The sequence below is a fragment of the Sorangium sp. So ce1153 genome (assembly GCF_051521595.1).
Taxonomy (GTDB): Bacteria; Myxococcota_A; Polyangia; order Polyangiales; family Polyangiaceae; genus Sorangium.
On sequence record NZ_CP150361.1, the window covers coordinates 6,411,016 to 6,428,431 of the forward strand.

General features: G+C 70.1%; 15 protein-coding genes. 12 read left to right on the top strand and 3 right to left on the bottom strand.

What is annotated here, in order from left to right; translation table 11 throughout:
• Positions 1–3 precede the first annotated feature (3 nt).
• On the bottom strand, positions 4–1,290 hold the full coding sequence (locus tag WME85_RS22930) for a DUF4388 domain-containing protein (protein ID WP_437840956.1): 1,287 nt from the start codon (positions 1,288–1,290) through the stop codon (positions 4–6).
• 106 nt (positions 1,291–1,396) lie between these two features.
• Between WME85_RS22930 and WME85_RS22935 the strand changes: the two genes are divergently transcribed.
• Entirely contained in the window at positions 1,397–2,428 is a 1,032-nt protein-coding gene (locus WME85_RS22935) for an AAA family ATPase (protein ID WP_437840958.1), read from the top strand.
• Here the strand turns inward: WME85_RS22935 and dnaE are convergent.
• Entirely contained in the window at positions 2,421–6,059 is a 3,639-nt protein-coding gene (gene dnaE / locus WME85_RS22940; RefSeq protein ID WP_437840959.1) for a DNA polymerase III subunit alpha, read from the bottom strand. The two genes, WME85_RS22935 and dnaE, sit on opposite strands and share 8 nt — an antisense overlap.
• Positions 6,060–6,292: 233 nt before the next feature.
• On the opposite strand from dnaE, the gene WME85_RS22945 reads away from it, so the two are divergent.
• The 5 genes from WME85_RS22945 to WME85_RS22965 all read left to right on the top strand — a co-directional run bounded on the left by WME85_RS22945 (position 6,293) and on the right by WME85_RS22965 (position 11,542).
• Positions 6,293–7,471 carry a hypothetical protein gene (locus WME85_RS22945; RefSeq protein ID WP_437840961.1) on the top strand — a complete coding sequence of 393 codons (1,179 nt, stop codon included), beginning with the start codon at positions 6,293–6,295 and terminating at the stop codon, positions 7,469–7,471.
• Positions 7,472–8,008: 537 nt separating this feature from the next.
• Positions 8,009–8,632 (top strand): OmpA family protein, encoded by a 624-nt coding sequence (locus WME85_RS22950; protein WP_437311574.1) that lies wholly within the window; start codon positions 8,009–8,011, stop codon positions 8,630–8,632.
• Positions 8,633–8,828: 196 nt separating this feature from the next.
• Positions 8,829–9,272, top strand: coding sequence for a c-type cytochrome (locus WME85_RS22955; RefSeq protein ID WP_437627482.1), 444 nt, complete (start codon positions 8,829–8,831; stop codon positions 9,270–9,272).
• Positions 9,273–9,278: 6 nt separating this feature from the next.
• On the top strand, positions 9,279–9,722 hold the full coding sequence (locus WME85_RS22960; RefSeq protein WP_437840963.1) for a hypothetical protein: 444 nt from the start codon (positions 9,279–9,281) through the stop codon (positions 9,720–9,722).
• A 725-nt stretch (positions 9,723–10,447) separates the two neighbouring features.
• Positions 10,448–11,542, top strand: a complete 1,095-nt coding sequence (locus WME85_RS22965; RefSeq protein ID WP_436618695.1) for a TIGR04552 family protein — start codon at positions 10,448–10,450, stop codon at positions 11,540–11,542.
• A gap of 225 nt (positions 11,543–11,767) precedes the next feature.
• Here the strand turns inward: WME85_RS22965 and WME85_RS22970 are convergent, their stop codons facing one another.
• A complete protein-coding gene (locus WME85_RS22970; RefSeq protein ID WP_437311578.1) occupies positions 11,768–12,508 on the bottom strand; it encodes a Crp/Fnr family transcriptional regulator in 741 nt (246 codons plus the stop codon).
• 232 nt (positions 12,509–12,740) lie between these two features.
• Between WME85_RS22970 and WME85_RS22975 the strand changes: the two genes are divergently transcribed.
• From WME85_RS22975 to mtnP, 6 genes are all read left to right on the top strand, one after another.
• Complete coding sequence (locus WME85_RS22975) at positions 12,741–13,253, top strand: DUF507 family protein (RefSeq protein WP_437840965.1); 513 nt, start codon at positions 12,741–12,743, stop codon at positions 13,251–13,253.
• A 213-nt stretch (positions 13,254–13,466) separates the two neighbouring features.
• Positions 13,467–13,784, top strand: a complete 318-nt coding sequence (locus WME85_RS22980; protein WP_044988583.1) for a hypothetical protein — start codon at positions 13,467–13,469, stop codon at positions 13,782–13,784.
• Positions 13,785–13,807: 23 nt separating this feature from the next.
• Complete coding sequence (locus WME85_RS22985; protein WP_437840967.1) at positions 13,808–14,854, top strand: SDR family oxidoreductase; 1,047 nt, start codon at positions 13,808–13,810, stop codon at positions 14,852–14,854.
• 26 nt (positions 14,855–14,880) lie between these two features.
• Positions 14,881–15,750: a YicC/YloC family endoribonuclease gene (locus tag WME85_RS22990; RefSeq protein ID WP_437840969.1), complete on the top strand. Its 870-nt coding sequence runs from the start codon at positions 14,881–14,883 to the stop codon at positions 15,748–15,750.
• A 9-nt stretch (positions 15,751–15,759) separates the two neighbouring features.
• Entirely contained in the window at positions 15,760–16,398 is a 639-nt protein-coding gene (gmk, locus tag WME85_RS22995) for a guanylate kinase (RefSeq protein ID WP_436618700.1), read from the top strand.
• A complete protein-coding gene (mtnP, locus tag WME85_RS23000; protein ID WP_436618701.1) occupies positions 16,395–17,282 on the top strand; it encodes an S-methyl-5'-thioadenosine phosphorylase in 888 nt (295 codons plus the stop codon). Before gmk ends, mtnP begins: the two co-directional genes overlap by 4 nt.
• Positions 17,283–17,416: the final 134 nt, after the last annotated feature.

Sequence of the window (17,416 nt, forward strand, 5' to 3'; positions counted from 1 at the left end):
CGGCTACTTGGGCGCGAGCGGGCCCACGAGCTCGGCGACGCGCCTCGACAGCGGGGGCTGGTTGTCGCCGCGCTTCGAGAGCGGGATGCCGTCGGGCGAGAGGCGCAGGCAGGGCTCCGCGACGAACATCGCGAACGAGACGTACTCGTACATCCACTGCGACAGCATCGCCTCGACCTGTTCGGGGCCAGCGATGAGCGTCGCGTTCTCGACGAGCCGCCCGGGCTCGAACGTCCCGTCCGCCGCCGGCCCCGCGCCGCGGAAGAGGGCGTCGTAGATCCCGGCGCCCGCGACGAACGCGGCGAGCTGCCACCGCACCTCGTCGCCCCGCTGGGCCGCGTCGACGGCCGAGAGGATCGACGCGATCGCCTCGTTGAAGAGCGCTATGCCGGCGGCGGCGCCCGTCGGCCCCGGCGCTCGCACCGCGACCCGCCCGGACTGCGCGAGCTGGAAGAGCGCCCTGGTGGCCTCGAACTCCCCGAGCCCGAGCGCGCGCGCCACGTCTGCGACCGAGCTCTGGCCGTCGATGGCGTCGTACACGGCGCGCAGCTCTTCGGGCGGCGGGCCCCGGTCCGGCACGCGCGCGGGCACGTGCTGGTCCGACGGGATCCGCTCGCGGAAGTAGCGCATCTCGTCCATGCGGCGCACCGCCTCCAAGAGCAGCGCGTGGACGGGGAGGTTCTGGCGGCTCGCGAGCTGCTCCTCGTCGAAGCCCGCGAGGAAGTAAAACATCCCCTCGCCCGCGAGGAGCAGCCGGTACGCGATCTCCTCCGCCTGGGTGCTGAGCAGCTGGTACAGCCGCTCGCGGGACACGAAGCCGAGCTTCACCGCCACCTCGCCGAAGCGCGCGTCCGGCGTGGCCGCGGCGAGCGTCGCGTCGACCTGCTCGCGGGAGAGCGCGCCGTAGCGGTAGAGCACCTCGCCGATGCGGTCGCCCTCGACGCTGGAGCGCGCCGCCACGGCGTGACCGGGCTCGAAGAAGAGGGACCGGCTCGCCAGCTCATCGATGACGACGAGCTCGCCGGACCACCCTGCCTGTCCGATGAGGGACACGACGTCGCAGAGCGCGCCCGGCCCCGTCACCTGCCCGGCGAGCCGGAGCGCCGCGCCGGTCCCCACGTCGCGCGGCGCCTCGTTTCCCACGTGGCGCATCACGACGAGGCGATCGGGCGCCGGCAGCAGCTCGAACACCCCCTGCCGGGCGCGCAGGCGCTTGCTCGCCTCCAGATCGACCGGGTGAGCGGTGCCGGTCGCGTCGATGCGCACGAGGGAATGGTGTTCATCCGTCATCGTCGCGATTTCTAACCCAGCATCCAGGCGCGGGCCACGACCCGCTCGGGCGCGCCATGCCGCGTCATGCGCCCGAGGCTCGCGCGCGGCGTGCTACCGTCTGGCCGTGACGCTCCCCCCGGATCACGACGGCGGCGCGCCCGGCGGCGGCGCGCTCGGCGGCGGCGCGCTCGGTGACCAGCGCGCTCGCGACGACGTCCCGGCCTCCGCGGACGAGCTCGACGCGCGCCTCGCGGCGGCCCGCTACATCTCCGACCCGGCGACGTCGCTCGCGCTCTGGCTCGCCCTCCGGATGGACCGGCCGCTCCTGCTCGAAGGGCCGGCGGGCGTCGGCAAGACCGATCTCGCCCGCGCCACGGCCGAGGCGCTCGGCCGCGGGCTCATCCGGCTGCAGTGCTACGAGGGGCTCGACGAGGCGAAGGCGCTGTACGAGTGGGATTACGCGAAGCAGATGCTCTACACGCAGCTGCTGCGCGACGCCGTGGCGAAGGAGATCGCCGGCGCGACGAGCCTCTCTGCCGCCGCGCGCGCCATCGCCGGGAGCGAGGCGTCGTTCTTCAGCGAGCACTTCCTGATCGCGCGCCCGCTCCTCGCGGCGCTGCGGAGCGCCGCGCCGGTCGTCCTCCTCATCGACGAGGTCGACCGCGCTGACCCGGAGTTCGAGGCGTTCCTGCTCGAGGTGCTCTCCGAGATGCAGGTCACGATCCCCGAGCTCGGCACGATCCGCGCCGCGCACCCGCCGCTCGTCCTGCTGACCACGAACGCGACGCGCGAGATGACCGAGGCGCTGCGCCGCCGCTGCCTGCACGCGTTCCTGGACTACCCGCCGCCCTCGCGCGAGGTCGCCATCCTGAAGGTCGCGCTCCCCGGGATCGAGCCCCGCCTCGCCGCGCAGATCGTGGCGTTCGTCGGCGCCCTGCGGGCGATGGATCTGCGGAAATCTCCCGCTATCAGCGAGACCATCGACTGGGCCCGCGCGCTGCTCCTGCTCGGCAAGCGCGCGATCACCCCGGAGGTCGCCCGCGACACCCTCGGCGTCCTGCTCAAGCACCAGGGCGACCGCAGCGACGCGGAGGCGAAGCTCGGCGCCCTCGCGCGGGCCGCCGAGCACGCGGGGGCGAGCGAGCCGGCTACCTGAGCTCGGCCACCTTCTCGCCGAACAGCTTCTCGAGCCGCCCGAGCATCGCGTCGTTCGGCTCGACCCGGAGATCGCGCCCCAGCGACAGCACCGCCTCCGCCCCGTCGTCGAGCTGGATCACGAGCTGCACCGGGCACACCCCCGGGCTCGCTCGCAGCAGCGCCCCGAGCCGGTCGATGTGCTCGCGCCTGGCGCTGCGCGACTTCAGCGTGATCGCCACGCTCCGGGTCTGCGCGAGGATCGCGTCGGAGAGCGGCTGCACCTCGTCGAGCAGGAGGGTCGGCTCGCGCGGCGCGGACTCGGCCTCCTCGGCCCCCTCTTCCACCATCGGGAAGCTGATCTTCCCCGAGATCAGGACCGGCTCCCCCCGGTTCAGGAGCTCCCCGTAGTTCTCGATCTGCTTCTCGCGCACCTTGACCTCGACGCGGCCCGTCGTGTCCTCGAGCACGAAGAACGCGATCTTGCCGCCGCCCCCCTTGAAGATGCGCTCGCGGTAGCCCTCGACCATGCCGCCGACGCGCACCCTGGACCACGGGTCCATGCCGGCCAGCGCGCTCACGCCCGTCACGTCGAAGCGGTTCAGGTCCACGCCGTAGCGATCGAGCGGGTGCCCCGAGACGTAGAACCCGAGCGACTGCTTCTCGCGCGAGAGCGTCTCGCGCAGGTCCCAGTCCTCGGCCATCGGGTAGTCATCGAGCCGCACCTCGCTCTTGGACGCGACGGCCGCGAACAGCCCGATCTGCGCGCTGTTCCGCTCCTTGTTCGCGCTGCGGGAGCGCTCGAGCGCCCTGTCGATCCCGGCGAACGCCCGCGCCCGCGAGATGCCCCGCGCCTGGAGGCTCGCGTCGAACGCGCCGCACTGCACGAGCGCCTCGAACACCCCCTTGTTGACCCGCCGCGGATCGACGCGCTCGGCGAAGTCGAACAGATCCGAGAACGCGCCGCCCGCCTCGCGCGCCTCGAGGATCGCCTCGAGCGCCGACTCGCCGACGCCGCGGATCGCCCCCATTCCGAAGCGGATCTTCGGGTCGTACGGGTCCCTCACCCGCGAGCCGCCGCGCCGGGTGCCCGTCACGCGCTTGCCGTTCGTCACCGGCTTTGCGCTGTAGACGACGGTGAAGTCCGTCTTGGACTCGTTGATCTCGGGCGGCAGGATCTCGACCCCCCACGCGCGCCCCTCCGCGATGATCCGCACGACCTTCTCGATCTTGTCGCGGTCGGCGGTCATGAGCGCGCAGAGGAACTCGACCGGGTAGTGCGCCTTGAGGTACGCGGTCTGGTAGGTGAGCAGCGCGTACGCGGCCGAGTGGCTCTTGTTGAAGCCGTATCCCGCGAAGTACTCGAGGAGCCCGAAGATGCGCTCGGCGTCCTCGGCCTTCACCCCGTTCTTGAGCGACCCGTCGACGAACGTCGCCTTCTGCTTCGCCATCTCCTCGGGCTTCTTCTTGCCCATGGCGCGCCGGAGCAGGTCGGCGCCGCCGAGCGTGTAGCCCGCGAGCTGCTGCGCGATCTGCATGACCTGCTCCTGGTAGACGATGACGCCGTACGTCGGCTTGAGCAGCTCGTCGACCAGCGCGTGCATCTTCTCGATGGGCTTCCGGCCGTGCTTGCAGTCGACGAAGTCCTTCACCATGCCGGTGCCGAGCGGGCCGGGCCGGTAGAGCGCCACGGCGGCGACGATGTCCTCGAAGGCGTCCGGCTTCAGGTCCTTGAAGAGCTGCTGCATGCCGCTCGACTCGAGCTGGAACACGCCGGTGGTCTCGCCGGACTGGAGGAGCGCGTAGGTGGCGGTGTCGTCGAGCGGCACCGTGTTCACGTCGAAGCGCGCGCCCTCCCTCGCGGCGATGTCCGGCCGCGCGTTCACGAGCTTGACCGCGATGTCGATGACGGTGAGCGTCTTCAGCCCGAGGAAGTCGAACTTGACGAGGCCGGCCAGCTCGGCGTCGTCCTTGTAGTACTGCGTGACGAGCTGCTCGCCGTTCTTGAAGCACGGCACGTGATCCCAGAGCGGGCCCTCGCTGATCACGACGCCGGCGGCGTGCATGCCGGCGTGCCGCGTCAGGCCCTCGAGCTTCTGCGCCTGCTTCAGCAGCTCCGCGACCGTGGGGTCGCTCTCCTTGAGCGCCTTGAGCTTCGGCTCGATCTCGAGCGCCTCGGGGATCGTGTACATGATCCCCGGGCTCTTCTGCGGGATCAGGCTCGCGATCTTCTGCGCCTCCATCGCGGGGAACGCCATCGCCCTGGCGACGTCCTTGATCACGCTCCGCGCCTTGAGCTCGTGGAACGTCGCGATCTGCCCGACGGAGGGCTTGTCCGCCTCCTTGCTGTACTTCTTCGTGACGTACGAGATGACCTCGTCGCGCCGGTCCATGCAGAAGTCGACGTCGAAGTCGGGCATGCTGACGCGCTCCGGGTTCAGGAAGCGCTCGAACAGCAGGTTGTACGGGAGCGGGTCGAGATCGGTGATCCCCATCGAGTAGGCGACGAGCGAGCCGGCGCCCGACCCGCGGCCCGGCCCGACCGGGATGCCGTGGTCCTTGGCGTACTTGATGAAGTCCCAGACGATGAGGAAGTAGCCCGGGAAGTCCATCTGCACGATGACGTCGAGCTCGACCTCGAGCCTCGCCCGGTAGGTCGCCTCGTCCACCGGCCGGCCGGTCCGCGCGATCTGGGCGAGCCGCGCCGCGAGCCCCTCGCGCGCCACGTGCCGGAAGTACGACGCCGAGTCGGCGAACCCGCTCGGCAGCGGGAACGTCGGGAGCATCGGCTTGCCGAGCTTGAGCTTGAGCGCCGAGCACCGCTCGGCGATCTCGAGCGTCGAGCGGATCGCCGCCGGGTAGTCGCGGAAGAGGTGCGTCATCTGGTCGGCGGGCTTGAGGAACATCTCGAAGCTGCCGTGGTGCGCGTCGCTCGCCTCCGCGAACGTCCGGTTGGCCGCGATGCAGGAGAGGTAGAGCTGCCCCTCGCCGTCCTCGCGCGCGCCGAAGTGCGCGTCGTTCGTCGCGACCAGCGGCAGCCCCAGGTCCCCCGCCGCGCGCGCCAGGATGCCGTTGAGCACCGACTGCTCGACCAGCCCGTGGTCCTGCAGCTCGACATAGAGGCTGCCCGGCTCGAAGCAGTCCCTGAGCCGGCTGAGCGCCTCGCGCCCCTCGTCCTCGCCTTGCTCGAGGATCCGCTGGGCGACCACGCCGCCCATGCAGCCGGTCAGCCCGATGAGCCCCGCGCTGTGCTGCGCGACCATGTCGAGCCGGACGCTCGGCCCGAGCCCGCTCGCGGGGTCGACGTGCCCCTTGGAGACGATGCGGACGAGGTTCTTGTAGCCCTCCTCGGACGCCGCGAGCAGCACCAGGTGATCGACCGGCGTCTCGTCCGCGCCCGAGCGCGACACCTGCCCCGCGGACGCGCCCCAGCTGCGCGCCACGTTCACCTCGCAGCCGATGATCGCGCCGATGCCCTGCTCCTTGCAGGCCTTGTAGTGCTGAATCGCCCCGAACATGTTCCCGTGGTCGGTCAGGGCGACGGACCGCATTCCCAGCGACTTGGCGCGCGACGCCAGGTCCTTGATGCGCAGCGCGCCGTCGAGGAGCGAGTACTGCGAATGCACGTGGAGGTGGATGAACTCAGCGGTCACAGCAGGCTTCCAGGTGGCTTCTCATGGCGTGGCGACTCGGGAAAGGCGGGCAATCAGGGAGAGCGGATTTTGAAGGCATCTGGGCGAGCGACCTGCGCTTGCCTTCGAGCTCACATATAGCGCATTGCGCAGCGGGGATCGCCCTTGATGAGGCGCGCAGCCCGGCGCTAGCATGAGCGCCCGCTTGAGAGCACTTGCCTGATGTGGGGTGGGGTTTCCAGAAAGTGAGGTCGATGATGCGTCATTCCCGTATCGCCGTCGCGGTCTATTTGGCGACGGCGCTCCTGTCTGTCACCGGCTGTGGCTCGGACCCCGCGGATCCTGCTGATCCTGGTGACGACACAGGCGTCGACCCCGGTCAGCCGCCGCCGCCTGGTCCGGCGCAGGCCGGTGACGGCGAGGGCGCCGCGTTCGCGATTGACAGGCTCTTCCTCGGCGAGACCGATCGCGAAGGGAAGAAGACGCCCGGCAGCTGGAAGCAGTACGGCTTCAACCTCGACGGCAAGGTGTCCAGCACCGTATCGCAGGACCTCTGCCAGCCGGTCGACGGCGCATCCCCTTCCGACGTCTACCCGGACGGCGCCGGCGGCATCGACAACTCCTTCGGCAACAAGCTCGTCGGCCTCATCTCCAGCCTCCTGAGCGAGCCGTCGACCCGGGTCACCGAGGCGATCGCCAACGGCGATTTCACCGTGATCCTGAAGCTCGACGGCCTCGGCGCTCAGTCGTCGTACAACCCCCTCACCGCGAAGCTCTACGGCGGCGCCACGCTGGGCGCGGCGCCCGTCTGGGATGGCAGCGACAAGTGGCCCGTGGTTCCGGAGCTGCTCAATGACGCCGAGGACGTCGAGAGCGCCAAGGTCGTGTTCCCGGCCAGCTACGTCGTCGACGACACCTGGGTGTCGGGCCCGGAATCGCAGGTCACCTTCAAGCTGAACCTGACCATCTCGGGCACCACGATCGGCCTCACGATCCGCAACGTGCGGATCGCGATGGATCTCGCGCCCGATCACAAGTCGGTGGTCAAAGGCACCATCGCGGGCGTGCTCGAGACGGCGGTCCTCGTCGAGGAGCTGCGCAGCGTCATCGGCGCCGTCCAGCCGGGCTTCTGCGAGGGCTCCGGGCTCGAGACCACCCTCGACCAGGTCCGCCGCGCCTCGGACATCATGAAGGACGGCAGCCAGGATCCGAGCCAGGAGTGCGATGCCATCTCCATCGGCATCGGGTTCACGGCGAAGCAGGTCCAGCTGGGCGAGGTCGCGCCCCCTGCCGAGACGACCGGCGTGCCGTGTGGGGAAGGCGGCGAAGGTGGTGCCAGCGGCGCTGGCGGCGAAGGCGCTGGCGGCGAAGGCGCTGGCGGCGAAGGTGCCGGCGGCGAAGGCGCCGGCGGCGCGGGCGGGAGCGGAGGCTGAGCACGTCGCGCTCTCGCGCCCTCTCCGCAGCATGACGCTCCGGAGCCCTCGCCCAGGGCTCCGCGACCCTCTCTCTGGGGCACCTCCCGGGTGCCCTCCCCCATCCCTACGACCCGCCTGCGACGCGCGAGCAGCTCGCGCTGCTCAGTCCGTTCGCGTCCTTCGCGGCGCTCGCGTCGTTTGCGACATTCACGTGCGTTCACGTGGTTCGCGAAGATCGTGCGCGCGCATGAGCCGTCGCGTGCCCTGCGAGCGTCTCTAGGAGCAACCCCGCCCGTCCAGGGTCCGCGCACCGCGAGAGCGGCCTCGGCGGCGTGTCGTGTCGGTCCGCCCGCGTGCGCGGGGTCCGCGGCGGCGCCCTCTTCCCGGTTTCGTTCGTCCTGACTTTTCGCTAGAAGGCGGCGTCGCTTCGATGCGCCCACCACGCAAATACCCGACGGCGGTGAAGTTTCATGGCGAGCTGCCGTCCAAGCGCGCCAGCCCGGCGGGTTGCCGATGCGAGCCTCGGCTCGTGCCCCTCAGAGGAGAACAACGTCCATGCGTAGATACGTCGCTTCCGTTCTGTGCGCCGTGATGATGGTTGGCACTGCCGCCGTGACGGCGGGTTGCACGGCCAGCGCCTCGTTCGGCTCCGGCAAGGAGCCGGCGGCCACCCCCCCGCCCCCGCCGCCGCCGGAGCCGAAGCCCGAGCCGAAGGAGGAGAAGAAGCCCCGCCCGCGCTTCAAGCTCACGTTCAAGCTGAAGGGCAACCAGGTCGAGCTGCCCGGCCCGGTGGTCTTCGAGACGAACAGCGACAAGCTCCTCCCCGAGAGCGACGAGGTCCTCAACATCGTCGACGACTTCCTGAAGCAGCGGAAGGACGTCAGCCTGCTCCGCATCGAGGGGCACACCGACTCGGACGGCGACGACGCCCTGAACCAGACGCTGTCGGAGAAGCGCGCGATGTCGGTCGCTCGCTGGCTCGTCGCGAAGGGCCACGACTGCAAGCGCTTCATCGCCGTCGGCTTCGGCGAGACCAAGCCGGTCGCCGACAACAACACCCCCGACGGCAAGGCCCAGAACCGGCGCACCGGGTTCTTCATCGCGGCCATCGAGGGCAAGGCTGTCGACAAGCAGCCGGTGGACGGCGGCGGCAAGGTCGCCGGCGATCCCTGCAAGTGACGCGCTCCGCCAGGGCGCCCTCCGGACGGCGCGCCTCGATCGCGCGCGGTCCCGCGCCGTCGCGGCGCGCTGGCAGCTGACGCGGACCCCGCCGGCGCAAGGCCGCTTCACCTGGCGCGCCGGCGGTCGGTTCCGTCGACTTGGCCTTCTTCGCTTGCCTCCCCCATCATCTTCAGTATCCGTACTCCTCCACCCCATGCGGAGACGCCACGACAAGCCCCTGGGCCGCCTCCTTCGCGCGGCCGTCCTCTCTGTCGGCCTCTTTGGCTGCGATCCCGGGCCGGGCGACGTCCGCGAGTGGACGGCGGCCGATCACGATCCCCCGAGCCCCAACGAGGGCCAGGGCGGCAAGGTCGCTGCTCGGCCGGTCGCATCGAACGAGACCGATCCGGGGCTCATCGAGCTCGCCTGGCAGCGGAACTGCTCGACCTGTCACGGCAGGGCCGGGCGCGGCGATGGCCCTCAAGGCCCGATGGTCCGCGCCCCCGATCTCACCGACGCGGCGTGGCAGGAGCGCGTGACCGACGCCCAGATGGCGGAGACGATCAGGAAGGGCAAGAACAAGATGCCCGCCTTCGATCTGCCGCAGCCGGTGATCGACGGCCTGGTGAAGCGGATCCGCACCAGCCGAGCCCGCTGAAGCCCGATGAGCTCGATCGACCAGGAAGCTCTGGATCACGAGCAGGACGAGCAGCCGACCGAGCCAGATCGGCGGCCCCCCTGGACCAGGCGCCTCGCCCCGGTGATCCTCGTCGCGGGCGCGCTGCTCGCGGGGAGCGTCCTCTTCAAGGGGCTGCCCGAGGAACGGGAGGTCGAGCTGCGGCTCGACGACGCGGCGACCGTCGTGCAGCTCGACATGACGTGGACGGATCCATCGTCGGGCGACAGCGCGACCGGCGACGCGCCGATCCATGGCAGCTCATGGCACTTCGCCGCGGGGACGGCGCCCAGGGCGGTACTCACGAAGGTGCGGCTCCCGGACGGCCTCTACCGCCTCGAGATCGCGGTGGACAGGACGAGCGGGCGCGACGTCACCAGCCGGTCGGTCACGCTCGGCGACGCGTCCCGGATCACGTTCCCCGTCCGCTGATCAGCCCCGGACACGCGCGACCGCCCCACGCGCAGCGCCAGCCTCGGCGCCCTGCGTCGGCCGGCGCACGAGACCGTTGACGCCCGGAAACTGACAAGCCAGGCAGGGCCGTGAGTTGGAGGCGTGTCCCTCAGGCACCACCTCGCGTCCAGCAGGCCGCGCCCAACCCGTGATGCAAGGGCTTCGATTTCAGCGACAACATGTTGTTTTCGTTCGACTTTCCCGGTATCCAGCGACGTCGGTTCGAGTGGGAATGGAAAGTGAGAACGAATTCCCTTGATGCGTTCCCCCCGAAGCCGCTACTTCTTGGCCCGCAGCAGCAGGGCGTGGCACCTTATCCTACAACCACTTACACGCTCTTGCCGGGACGATCGTGATGCACCGTGGTGCCCCCCCGGAGGGAGCGACCATGCGGCCTGTACAGTGCCGCTGGAGGCGGAGAAGGAGAACCGATGAGGATCACCCCGTGGTATCTGGCTGCGCTCGCCCCGTTCGCTGCCATTGGTTGCAGTGGCGCCTACCTCGGTCACGCCACGGTGGTGGCGTTGACGGTCGGCATCTTCCTCGGGACCCTTTCGCTTGGTCGCACCCCGAGCTCTCGCCCTGCCCCGCCGAACGCCCCTGTCTCCTGACTTTCTCGCCCAGCTGCCGCCTCCTGCACCTCGACGCGACGGTTTCTCAAGCGCTCGACTGCCCTGGCGCTTACGCTCGGGGAGCGTGAGGTCATGACGCACGACGCCTCCGTCGGTCGGCTCAAGCGGCTCGAAGAGTTCACGCTGATGGACCTGGAGTCCGTGCACCTCATCCTGCGCGGCGACTCGGTCATCGACTGGCGGAGGCTCAACCTCCAGAGCGAGCAGGACGCGCGCGCTCTCCTCCTCGCGCAGGAGTTCCGGCCTGACGAGCCGGGGGATCGCGCGCACCTCGAGAGCGTCAAGAACGAGGCTATCGCCTACCTTCGCCGCCACTTCGAGTTCCCGATCCCGAGCCCTGTCGCGCGCGCGTCGGTCGAGGAGATCCTGATGCTCGCCTCGGGCAAGGGCCACCGTCAGCTCTGCGCCTGCACGATCCTCAAGGCGATGCACATCATCCATCACCTGGCCGGGCGCGAGCTCCTCTTCTCGATCCCGATGTCGGACCAGGACGTCTTCCACCTCGTCGAGGAGAAGGTGTACCGGGTGATCGGCGGCATGCTCGCGGCGGGCTTCCCCATCACCGAGTTCATCGGCGGTCGGAAGAACAAGGACTCGCTCTACACGAAGCTCCTGTCGAAGACGGACACGACCGCGGCGGCCATCTACGACAAGCTCCGCTTCCGCATCGTCTGCCGCACCGTGGACGATCTGCTCCCCGTCCTGCTGTACCTCTCCGAGCGCTTGTTCCCGTTCAACTACGTGGTGCCTGGCGAGAGCACCAACACGATCCTGCGGTTCCGGAGCTACTGCGAGACGCGCCCCTTCCTGCTGCCGATGCTCGAGGCGCTGCAGACCGACGTCGACGACGGGCTGACGGCCGGCGACAACAGCTTCAGCGACCGGAGCTACCGCGTGATCCACTTCGTCGTCGATCTGCCGGTGCGCCTCCCCGCCGAGATCCTCGACATGGCGCCGCCCGCGGCCTGGGCGCTCGGGCCGATCATCTTCGTCCTCTGCGAGTTCCAGCTGATCGACCGCGAGACCGAGGCGGCGAACGAGGTCGGCGACGCGAGCCACGCCAGGTACAAGGAGCGGCAGAAGCACGCCGTCATGCGCCGGCTCAAGCTCGGGGTGCGCTCCACCCGCGATCCAGTGAGCGGCGGCGGACCCAAGCGGGACCGCTAGACGCGCGGGCGCAGCGGAAGCGAGCACGGCCAGAGCTCCCCGCAGGAGCTCTGGGGCGGGTCCATGGTGGGAGCAGCGCTTGGAGCAGGGAGACGGACGCCGCCGCGACGCCGGGAGCAGGCGGGCGATCGGGGCGGGTACCGCGAAGCGAGCCGCCTCTGCGGCGGCAGGCGGCGCGTTGATGAGGAGGCGTGTCCCCTCAACGACGCCGCCGGGCAAGCGATCTCAGATGCGGCCCTTGAGCGCGTCGCGATCGAGGACGACGATCCGGCGGCGATCGATCTCGATCACCCCCTTGCGACGGAGGTCGCCGAGGGTGAGCGTGACGGTCTCGCGCGTGGAGCCGATCATGCTCGCCATCTCCTGATGGGTGAAGGGCGCGGAGATGAGCACCCCGCGCGGATCGGGGATGCCCCAGCGCGTCGCTGCCTTGAGCAGGAACTCACAGAGGCGGGCCTCCACGTTGCGGAAGAGCATCGAGGCCAGGCGCTCCTCGGTGTCGGTGTGGCGCTCGACCAGCGTGGTGACGATCGCGGCCGCGAAGTTGGCGTCGCTCGCCATCAGGTTCCGCACCGTGGCCAGGGGGACGATGAGCGCCTCGACGTCCTCCGTGGCGATCGCGCTCTCCCGGTGGGCCGTGACGCCGCCGAGGGCCGCCTCGCCGAGCACGTCGCCGGCCCCTCGGTAGCCGAGCGACAGGCTGCGCCCGTCGCTCATCCCCCGCACCAGCCGGACGCGGCCGAGGCTGAGCATGGCGAGGGCCGTCGCGGCGTCGCCCTGCGTCACGAGGTGACGCCCCTTCGCGACGCGTTGGATCGTCCCTCCGTCGGCCAGCGCCGCCTGCGTGGCCGGGGAGGCCGCATTGCCGATCGCGCCGCGCCGGACGACCCGTCGTTTGCGCGAATCCAGGTCCAGTCCACCGTCGTTCCCGAGCGCGCCAGGCTGGACCCTGACGCTCCGTGCCATCGCATCCTTACCCATCATCATCGCGGCTGCTCCTGCGGTTTGCGGTGTCGCGGTCCTGCTGTTTCCGGGGGCCCCCACCGGCCGGGCGGCTCCGACTTGTGCCGGAACCTCCCACTTGCGTTGACATCCCGGAGACGCGGCCCGTACCTTTCGGTTTGAGCCGGGCACGCCCCGTGAATGAACCCCTGCACGGGGGAGCCAGTTCGACCGCTCCTCCAGCTACGGACGTTGGATGCGCCTCTTTAGCGGCAAAATTACTCCTCTCACAGAAGAAATCGTCCGCGCGCTCGTGGACAACCGTGATATCGAGTGCACGTCCAAGAAAGAGGTCGCGCTCGACGTCGAGTCGGTGTTCACGAGCTACCTGAACGCCGAGCGCGAAGCGACCGAGCGGGCGAAAGAGATCCTCCAGGCACGCGGGCTCCCCCAGGGCGAGTTCAACCGGGTCAAGCGCCTGGCCGCGGAGCAGAAGGGGATCAAGACAGGCGAGGAAACGATGGATTATCTCCTCGACCAGCTGCTCGAGATGCTGATGCACTCGAACAACGTCGAGGAGGTGTTCGTCGAGGACCACGACCTGCGGCGCCGGATAAGGCCCATCCTCCGGAAATACCTCGACATGGACGAGGCGCTCGACACGGAGGTGCGCGGCAAGCTCCGCCACGTACAGGAAGGCTCCCGAACCTGGGAGGTCGAGTACCAGCGGGTCATGGGCGAGATCCAGCGGCGCAAGGGGCTCGTGTAAGCCCTCCGCGCCGGGCGGACGATCTCCACGAGTTCCGCGCATGCGGCTGCGACACCGGCCTGCCCCGTCGGGCAAGAGCCCCCCGGGGCCGCGCCAATCGAGCTCGTTCTTCAGGGGAGCCAGTGTAGGACAGACACACACTGATCCCGACTGGACCCCCTATGGAACGTTCTGCCTGCCAGAGCGGGCGCCGTCGTGGTACCGGAGGACATCATGAGCTGGATTCCGAAGGTCGAGGCGAAGCGACACTTCTGTCATAAATGCAAGAACGAGCTCATCTTCGAGGTGAAGCTCCAGCGCGCGGACACCTGCCCCCACTGCGGTGTCGACCTCCACTGCTGCAAGAACTGCGAGAACTGGGACCCGGCCGCGCACAACCAGTGCAAAGAGCACATCGCCGAGTACATCCCGGACCGGGAAAGAGCGAACTATTGTACTTTCTTCACGTTCAAGAACGGCGTACCGGAGGATAACTCCAAGCGCATCGCCGACTCGCGCAGCAAGCTCGACAACCTTTTCAAGAAGAAGTAGGCGCCCGCCGGGGGAGCACGCACATGTCCACGCCTCGCTACTTGGTCACCGGCGGTGCCGGTTTCATCGGAAGCAACCTCGTCGCGGCGCTGACCGCCGCGGGGGAGCGGGTCCGCGTCCTCGATAACCTCGCGACGGGCCGGTGGGAGAACCTCGACGGGCTGCCGCACCAATCGCTGATCGAGCGCATCACCGGCGACATCCGCGACGCGGCGGCGGTCGCGGCGGCGGCGAAGGGGGTCGAGGTCGTGCTCCACCAGGCCGCGCTCGGCTCGGTCCCGCGCAGCGTCGAGACGCCGGTCGAGTCGAACGCCGTCAACGTCGGCGGCACGGTCACGGTGCTCGACGTGGCGCGCCGTCAGGGCGTGCGCCGCGTGCTCTTCGCCGCGTCGTCCAGCGCGTACGGCGAGACGCCGGTCCTCCCGAAGCACGAGGCCATGGAGCCGATGCCGCTGTCGCCGTACGCGGTCACGAAGCTCGCGTGCGAGCACTACATGAAGGTCTTCGCCGGCATCTACGGCATCGAGACGCTGAGCCTCCGCTACTTCAACGTCTTCGGGCCGAACCAGACGCCGGACGGCGCCTACGCGGCGGCGATCCCGCGGTTCGTCGACGCCGCCCTCCAGAACCGGCCGATCCCCATCTACGGCGACGGGGAGCAGACGCGCGATTTCTGCTTCATCGAGAACACCGTCTCCGCGAACCTGCTCGGCGCGACGTCGCCGAAGAAGTTCAAGGGCGAGGTCATCAACATCGCCGGCGGGCGCCGGATCGGGCTGAACGAGCTCTGCAAGGAGATCTCGCTGGTGCTCGGGCGGGACATCGCGGTCGAGCACCTGCCCCCGCGCGCGGGGGACATCCGCCACTCGCTGGCCGACATCTCGCGCGCGGCGGAGCTCATCGGCTACCAGCCCCGCGTGCGGTGGGAGGACGGCATCGAGCCGACGGTCACGTACCTGCGCACGCTCCGCGACAAGGGCCCCGCGGCCGCGTCGGCGACGGTCACGTGCGGCAACGTCCCGCTGCCCAAGGCCCAGGCGGCCGCGGGCACCGGGCACCAGGCGAGCTAGGTAGAGCGGAGCGCCTCGTGCGGAGCATGACCGGCTTTGGGCTCGGTGACGCTTCGCTCACCGAAGGACGCGTCGTCGCCGAGATACGCTCGGTGAACCAGCGCTTCCTCGATGTGCGTGCGCGGCTCCCGCGCGAGCTCGTCGATCTGACGATGTTCGCCGAACAGGTGGCGCGCGAGCGCCTGCGCCGCGGCCGCATCGAGATCATCGTGCGCACCGAGGGGGCGGTGCTGGCCCCGAGCACGCTCGACAAATCGAAGGCGCGCGCGGCGTTCCGAGCGATCGCCGAGCTGCGCGACGAGCTCGCGCCGGGCGCGGACGTGCCGCTCTCGCTGCTCTGCGCCGTGCCGGATCTCTTCGCGCCCGCCGGCGGCCACGAGATCGCGGCCGTCCGCGGCGCGCTCAAGCTCGCGATCGAGCGCGCGATCGACGCGATGGAGGGCATGTGCCACCGCGAGGGCGAGGCGCTCGCCTGCGACATGCGCGGGCGCGTGGCGACGCTGCGCGCGCTCGCCTCCGAGGTCGTGGCGCGCGCGGACGACGCGCGCGAGGCGCTCAGGCGGCGGCTGCGCGAGCGCGTCGAGCGCCTGCTGCAGGGCGTGGAGGCCGGCTTCGAGGCGGCGCGGATCGAGGCGGAGGTGATGCTGCTCGCCGAGCGCAGCGACATCACCGAGGAGATCACCCGCCTCAGGAGCCACCTCGACCAGTTCGGCGGGGCGCTCGCGGGGCCGGGCGGCGACCCGTGCGGAAGGAGGCTCGACTTCCTGCTTCAGGAGATGGTACGCGAGGCGAACACGCTGGGCTCCAAGGCGCAGGACGCCGCCATCTCCCATCACGTCGTGGCGATGAAGGTGGAGCTCGAACGCCTGCGGGAGCAGGTCCAGAACATCGAGTGACAGGAGAGCATGTCGACCGAAGCACTCAGTGACGACTTCCTCCTCCTCATCGTGTCGTCCCCGTCCGGCGCGGGGAAGACCACGCTCTGCGGGAGGCTGCGCAGCGAGTTCCCCGACCTGCGCTTCTCGGTCTCCCACACGACGCGGCGCCCGCGCCCGAACGAGGTCGACGGCCGCGAGTACCACTTCGTCGACCCGAGCACGTTCGAGCAGATGATCCGCATCGGCGCCTTCGCCGAGTGGGCCCGGGTGCACGATCACCTCTACGGCACGAGCCTGAAGGAGATCGAGATCGCCCGCGCCACCGCGCGCGGCGTCCTGTTCGACATCGATCACCAGGGCGCGAGGCAGATCAAGGCGAGCCTCCCCGAGGCGGTCGCCGTGTTCATCCTGCCCCCGTCGCTCGCCGAGCTCGAGCGGCGCCTGCGCGGGCGGGGCACCGAGGACGAGCCCACGACGCTCCGCCGCCTCCGCAACGCGAAGGGGGAGATCGAGCACTACGGCTTCTTCGACTACGTGATCGTGAACGACGAGATCAACCGCGCCTACGAGCAGCTGCGGTCGCTCGTGTTCGCCGAGCGGTGCCGCCGCCAGCGGCGCGCTGCCCTCTGCGAGCGGCTGCTCGCGGAACGGAGGTTCGAGAGATGAGCGCCAGCGCGAATCACGACGTGCTCGCCGTCATCGGCGGCAGCGGGCTCTACGAGATGGGGTGGCTGGAGGACGTCGAGGAGGTCTCGGTGTCCACGCCGTTCGGACTGCCGAGCGACGTGGTGCTCCGCGGGAAGGTCAAGGGCGGCGACGCGACCGTCCTCTTCCTGCCGCGCCACGGCCGCGGGCACCGCTTCTCGCCGTCGACGATCAACTACCGCGCGAACATCTGCGCGCTGAAGATGCTCGGCGCCACGCACGTGCTCAGCGTGAGCGCCGTGGGGTCGCTGCGCGAGGACATCGAGCCCGGCGACCTCGTCGTGGTCGACCAGTTCATCGATTTCACGAAGCGGCGGACCTCGACGTTCTTCGACGAGGGCCTGGTGGCGCACGTGCCGTTCGCGGATCCGGTGTGCCCGATCATGGCGGCCGCCGTCCACGACGCCGCGCGCGCCACGGCGGCCCGCGTCCACCGGGGCGGCACGTACGTCTGCATCGAGGGCCCGCAGTTCTCGACGCGGGCCGAGAGCCACATGTTCCGGTCCTTCGGCGCGCACGTCATCGGAATGACCAACTTGCCCGAGGCGAAGCTCGCGCGCGAGGCCGAGCTCCCCTACGCCACGCTCGCGCTCACGACCGACTTCGACTGCTGGCACGTGACCGAGGAGGCGGTGAGCGTCGAGGCGGTCATCGCCGTGCTGAACCGCAACATCGGGCACGCGCGGAACGTCGCGAAGGCCCTCGCCCACAGCCTCCCCGACGTGTCGCAGAGCCCCGCCCGCAACGCGCTGGAGAAATCCATCATGACCTCAGCCGCCGCGACGTCGCCCGACGCGCAGGCGCGGCTCGAGTGGCTCATCGGCCCCCGGCAGAAGGCCGACTGAGCCCCGCCACCGCGGCCCATCGCCGCGCCCGCTGCGCGGCCAGCGTCAGGCGGGCACCGCGCGCGGCCCCCCGGGGTCGCGACAGCGTCGCCGAAACGAAACGCGCGGCTAGCCGCTGCGCATAAACCTGGCTA